At 59.9% G+C, this 5,666-nt stretch carries 6 protein-coding genes; 4 read left to right on the top strand and 2 right to left on the bottom strand.

Going from position 1 to position 5,666, the window contains the following annotated elements; genetic code table 11:
* Together Q4Q11_RS30590 and Q4Q11_RS30595 are read right to left on the bottom strand one after the other, a co-directional pair.
* The coding region (locus Q4Q11_RS30590; protein WP_498571831.1) for an aminotransferase class I/II-fold pyridoxal phosphate-dependent enzyme at positions 1 to 628 on the bottom strand (628 nt) is incomplete at its 3' end.
* Between the two features lie 221 nt (positions 629 to 849).
* A complete protein-coding gene (locus Q4Q11_RS30595) occupies positions 850 to 1,302 on the bottom strand; it encodes a hypothetical protein (protein WP_498571832.1) in 453 nt (150 codons plus the stop codon).
* A 160-nt stretch (positions 1,303 to 1,462) separates the two neighbouring features.
* On the opposite strand from Q4Q11_RS30595, the gene Q4Q11_RS30600 reads away from it, so the two are divergent.
* The 4 genes from Q4Q11_RS30600 to Q4Q11_RS30615 all read left to right on the top strand — a co-directional run.
* On the top strand, positions 1,463 to 3,310 hold the full coding sequence (locus Q4Q11_RS30600) for a PHA/PHB synthase family protein (RefSeq protein ID WP_498571833.1): 1,848 nt from the start codon (positions 1,463 to 1,465) through the stop codon (positions 3,308 to 3,310).
* A 12-nt stretch (positions 3,311 to 3,322) separates the two neighbouring features.
* Positions 3,323 to 4,069 (top strand): DNA/RNA nuclease SfsA, encoded by a 747-nt coding sequence (sfsA, locus tag Q4Q11_RS30605; RefSeq protein WP_112507331.1) that lies wholly within the window; start codon positions 3,323 to 3,325, stop codon positions 4,067 to 4,069.
* Between the two features lie 2 nt (positions 4,070 to 4,071).
* Positions 4,072 to 4,908, top strand: a complete 837-nt coding sequence (gene map / locus Q4Q11_RS30610; RefSeq protein WP_112507333.1) for a type I methionyl aminopeptidase — start codon at positions 4,072 to 4,074, stop codon at positions 4,906 to 4,908.
* A gap of 3 nt (positions 4,909 to 4,911) precedes the next feature.
* Positions 4,912 to 5,666: JAB domain-containing protein (locus Q4Q11_RS30615; protein WP_498571834.1), on the top strand; the 755-nt coding region annotated here is incomplete at its 3' end.

Genomic DNA, 5,666 nt, shown 5'->3' on the forward strand with positions numbered 1-5,666 from the left:
TTTCCGAATAGGCCAGATCCGACAGCACGATAATGTCGTGCTTCTTGGCGAAAGCGACGACTTCCTTGTAGAAATCGAGCGTCGCGACATAGGCCGTCGGGTTCGACGGATAGTTCAGGATGAGCGCCAGCGGCTTCGGGATCGAGTGGCGCACGGCCCGCTCCAGCGGCGGGAAGAAGCTGTCATCCGGCTCGACCGGGATCGAGCGGATTACCCCACCGGCCATCAGGAAGCCGAAGGCATGGATCGGATAGGTCGGGTTCGGGCAGAGGATGACGTCGCCGGGCGCCGTGATCGCCTGCGCCATATTGGCGAAGCCTTCCTTAGAGCCGAGGGTGGCGACCACCTGCGTGTCCGGGTTGAGCTTCACGCCGAAACGACGGGCGTAATAGGCGGCCTGCGCACGGCGAAGGCCAGGAATGCCCTTGGAGGAGGAATAGCGATGCGTGCGCGGGTCCTGTACCACTTCGCACAGCTTGTCGACGATCGCCTTCGGGGTCGGAAGATCGGGATTGCCCATGCCGAGGTCGATAATGTCCGCCCCGCCCGCTCGCGCGCTCGCTTTCAAACGATTGACCTGTTCGAAAACGTAGGGCGGCAAACGCCGGACTTTATGAAACTCTTCCATTTCTTTCCCCATGGGACAGCGGCCCTCAAAACCGCGCTGAAGTTCGTTGATCCATCGGCCAGCCGCGATACGAACTTGGAAATCGCGGCGCCGCAACATGCTTTCTCGAAAGATAAGGTGAATCTTGGGCGGTTATGCACGCAAAGTGCAATTCACCGGTCAGACACATCCAAATTCAGCCTGTCTGAACGCTTTGCGTCCAAATCACCTGAAACGCAAGGCTAATTCTGCGTCTGGGCTGGCTGAGCGCTGCCCTCTTTCTGAATTTCCTGCAGCGTATCCTGGCCATGTTCGGCGGCGAGCTTGCGCATTTCGGCAACGCGGCGCTGGTATTCGGCTTCCGATATCGTGCCGGCCTTGCGCTGGGCGCCGAGCGCCGTCAGCTGCTTGACCAGGTCGCCCGCCTGCTGGTCGTTGATCTGGACGTTTGCCGCGGTCGGCGGTGCGTTGAAGGAGGGATAGCCGTCCTTGTAATATTGCTGCGTGCTGGTTTCCACGACCGGCGTGCCCTTGGCGGGCTTTACGATCACCGCCTCGGGCGGCTGCTTGCGCTTGGCGTAGGCCGCCTTTTCTTCGGGCGTAGAGCAACCCGCGAGCGTCAATGCGAGAATTCCGCACATTGCACCGCAGAGTACGGAATACCGGTTCAGTCTTGCCACCATGCCGCTGCCCATAATTGTCTTCCTGCGCTATTCCTCGCTGAGGGTTGCGACTGTTAAATTTGTCGCAGCAGCAAAGCAAGAGCAGGGTTGCGTTTCATTCGACTTGTATTCCTTTTCCCGCAAGATGTACAAATGGAAAACAGAACACGAGCTGCCGCCGGGAGGATGATGCGTGACCGACAGCAAGCGGGACAATAATGAAGGTAGCAGCGGCTTTCCCGGCTTTGATCCAAAGTCAGTCGAGCCTTACATCGTCAGGGATCCCGAAGCGATGGCCGTCAATTTTGCCCGTGCGCTGGAAAACCTTGGCAAGGCGGCGTCGGCCTGGCTTGCGCCGCGTGAACGCGGTGAAAAGGTCGATACGGTTGCCGATCCTTTTACCGATATGGTCAAGACTCTGTCCAAGGTCGGAGAATACTGGCTTTCCGATCCTCGCCGGACGCTCGAGGCGCAAACGCATCTGCTGACCGGCTACTTCAGCCTGTGGACGAAGACCATGCAGCGCCTCAGCGGCGATTCGCCCGACGAGGCCGAATCCGAAGCGATCAAGGACAGGCGCTTTGCCGACGAGGACTGGCAGAAGAACCCCTTCTTCGACTTTCTGAAGCAGACCTATCTCCTGACGTCGAACTGGGCGGAAAAGCTGGTTGGTGACGCCGAAGGCCTGGACGAACATACGCGGCACAAGGCTGCGTTCTATACGAAGCAGATCACCGCCGCCTTTTCGCCGACCAATTTCGTCGCAACGAATCCGCAGGTCTATCGCGAGACCATCGCCTCCAATGCCGAGAATCTGGTACGCGGCATGAAGATGCTGGCCGAAGATATCAGCCTCGGTCACGGCGAGCTGCGATTGCGGCAGACGGACATGACGAAATTCGCCGTCGGCCGCGACATGGCGCTGACACCAGGTAAGGTGATCGCGCAAAGCGATATCTGCCAGATCATCCAATACGCGCCAGCAACGGACAAGGTTCTGAAACGGCCGCTGCTGATCTGCCCGCCCTGGATCAACAAATTCTACATTCTCGATCTCAACCCGCAGAAATCCTTCATAAAATGGTGCGTGGAGCAGGGTCACACCGTCTTCGTCATCTCCTGGGTGAACCCCGATCAGCGGCACGCGGCTAAGGACTGGACCTCCTATGCGCGCGAGGGCATCGATTTCGCCTTGGAAACGATCGAAAAGGCCACGGGAGAGCGGGAGGTCAATGCTGTCGGATATTGCGTCGGCGGGACACTGCTCGCGGCCACTCTCGCGCTCCATGCCAAGGAAAAGAACAAGCGCATTCGCACGGTAACCTTCCTGACGACGCAGGTCGATTTCACCTTTGCCGGCGACCTGAAGGTTTTCGTCGACGAGGAGCAGATCTCAGCGCTGGAAGAGCAGATGAACGTGCTCGGCTATCTCGAAGGCTCCAAGATGGCGGCGGCCTTCAACATGCTGCGCGCCTCCGAACTGATCTGGCCCTATTTCGTCAACAGCTATCTGAAGGGACAGGACCCTCTGCCCTTCGACCTGCTGTTCTGGAACGCCGATTCGACGCGCATGGCAGCGGCCAACCACTCCTTCTACCTGCGAAACTGCTACCTCAACAATGCGCTCAGCCAGGGCAAAATGGTGCTCGACGGCAAGACATTGTCGCTGAAGGACGTGCGCATCCCCGTCTACAATCTGGCGACGCGCGAGGATCACATCGCGCCCGCCAAATCCGTCTTTGTCGGCAGCCAGTATTTCGGCGGACCTGTGGAGTTCGTCGTAACGGGCTCGGGCCACATCGCCGGCGTGGTCAATCCGCCGGACAAACATAAATACCAGTTCTGGACGGGCGGCCCCATGGGCGGCGATTACGAGAAATGGCTGGCCGAGGCGAAAGAAACTCCGGGATCCTGGTGGCCGCATTGGCACGCCTGGATCCTCACGCAAGACCATCGCATGACGGCGGCGCGTCAACCCGGCGGCAAGGCCCTCAATGCGCTGGAAGAGGCACCCGGCAGCTTCGTCATGGAACGGGCATAGCAGCCACCGATTATGCAGTTTCCTTCGCCTCTCGTTCCTGCCCGCCTGATTTCGCGCTACAAGCGCTTTCTCTTCGATGCCGAGCTTGAGGACGGAACCTTCATCACCGGCTCCTGCCCGAATACCGGATCGATGCTTGGCCTTACGGCACCCGGCTCGCGCATATGGCTTTCCGAGCATGAGGGCGCGAAGCGAAAATACCGTCATGTCTTCGAACTGATCGAAGCCGACGGTACGACGGTGGGCGTCAACACCGCCATGCCGAACCGCATTGCGGCGGAGGCGATCGCGCTCGGACAGATCTCAGATCTCGGCGATTACACGACAGTCAAGCGTGAGCAGAATTACGGCCGCAATTCCCGCATCGACCTGCTCTTGACCGACCCTTTGCGGACAACCACCTATGTCGAGGTGAAAAACGTTCATTTCGTGCGCCAACCGGGTCTCGCGGAATTTCCCGATACGGCGACGGCGCGCGGCGCCAAGCATCTCGAAGAACTCGGCGACATGGCAGAGGCCGGCCATCGCGCGGTCATGCTGTTCGTGGTTCAACGTCATGACTGCGATCGCTTCCGGATTTGCGGTGATCTCGATCCGGTCTACGCCAAGGCTTATAACCGCGCTTTGACGCGTGGCGTCGAAGCCCATGCGCTGAAATGCAGGGTTTCGCCGACGGAAATCGCGCCTGCCGGGTTGATCCCGATAGACGAACCCGGCATAGCTGCATTAGAACAATTTAAGATCTCTACCGAAGGCTAGTCATGGTGAACTACATCGAAGCGGCAACGGCGCCGGCGAAGAATACGGGCGCTATCCGCATCTACGGAGAGGAAGCCTTTGCCGGAATGCGCAAGGCATGCCAGCTGACTGCCCGCTGCCTCGATGAACTGGCAGCCATCGTCAAGCCCGGCGTGCCGACCGATGTCATCGACCGCTTCGTTTTCGAATTCGGGATGGATCACGGCGCCTATCCGGCGACGCTGAACTATCGCGGCTACATGAAATCCTCCTGCACCTCGATCAACCATGTCGTCTGTCACGGAATCCCCAACGACAAGCCGCTGCGCGAAGGCGATATCGTCAATATCGACGTAACCTATGTGCTGGATGGCTGGCACGGCGATTCCAGCCGCATGTATCCGGTCGGCGAAATCAAGCGCTCGGCAGAGCGGCTTCTCGAAGTCACTTACGAATCCCTGATGCGCGGCATTGCCGCCGTTCGCCCGGGTGCCCGCACCGGTGCCATCGGCGAGGCGATCCAGACCTATGCCGAAGGCGAGCGCTGTTCGGTCGTGCGCGACTTCTGCGGCCACGGCGTCGGCAGCCTTTTTCATGACTCGCCGAATATCCTGCATTACGGCCGCGTCAATGACGGGCCGGAGCTGCGCGAAGGCATGATCTTCACCATCGAGCCGATGATCAATCTCGGCAAGCCGCATGTGAAGGTGCTCGGTGACGGCTGGACCGCTGTCACTCGCGACCGCTCGCTCTCGGCACAGTACGAGCATACGGTCGGCGTCACCGCGACGGGCTGCGAGATATTCACCCTGTCACCCGGTGGCCTCGACCGTCCCGGCCTGCCGCCGCTGCAGGGATAATTCATGGCAAAACGTCCCGCTTCTTCCAACGGACATGGCGACATGCCCCTCGACAGAGGCGGGAAGACGGAGGCGTTGGAAGATGCGCCGTTGCTTGACGAGCGGCTGTTCTTCGCCCGGCAGCCTGCCAAGCCCGCCTCGCAGACCACCAAATCCGCCGCTATCACCAAATCTGCACCAACCGACGCCGAAGCTCATTATCATGGTCACCGCGAACGGTTGCGCAATCGCTATCGCGACAGCGGCGATGCGGCCTTGGCTGACTACGAAATTCTCGAACTGCTGCTTTTCCGGCTGATCCCCCGGCGCGACACAAAGCCGATCGCGAAGGCATTGCTCGCCCGCTTCGGCACGCTTGGCGGCGTATTCGGCGCTCCGGCCAACCTGCTGACGGAGGTCAGCGGCGTTGGTGACGCCGTTGCCCTCGACCTGAAGCTGGTTGCAAGCGTCGCGCAGCGCATGCTGAAAAGCGAATTGACCGGCAAGCCAGTGCTTTCCTCTTGGAAATCTCTCATCGACTATTGCCACGCCGCGATGGCGCACGAGGCGCGCGAGCAATTCCGCCTCTTGTTTCTAGACAAGCGCAATGCGCTGATCGCCGACGAGGTGCAGGGCTTCGGCACGGTCGATCACACGCCGGTCTATCCTCGAGAAGTCGTCAAACGCGCGCTGGAGCTTTCCGCTTCTGCGGTGATTCTGGTCCATAATAATCCCGCTCGATACCCCACGGGCATTGTGGATCACGCACAGTACCGCAT

It is taken from the genome of Rhizobium sp. UFLA01-1127 (assembly GCF_059803845.1).

Coding starts and splice junctions, on each gene's coding strand:
- Q4Q11_RS30595 (WP_498571832.1), bottom strand. CDS start 1,302: ATGGGCAGCGGCATGGTGGCAAGACTGAACCGGTATTCCGTACTCTGC.
- sfsA (WP_112507331.1), top strand. CDS start 3,323: ATGCAGTTTCCTTCGCCTCTCGTTCCTGCCCGCCTGATTTCGCGCTAC.
- map (WP_112507333.1), top strand. CDS start 4,072: ATGGTGAACTACATCGAAGCGGCAACGGCGCCGGCGAAGAATACGGGC.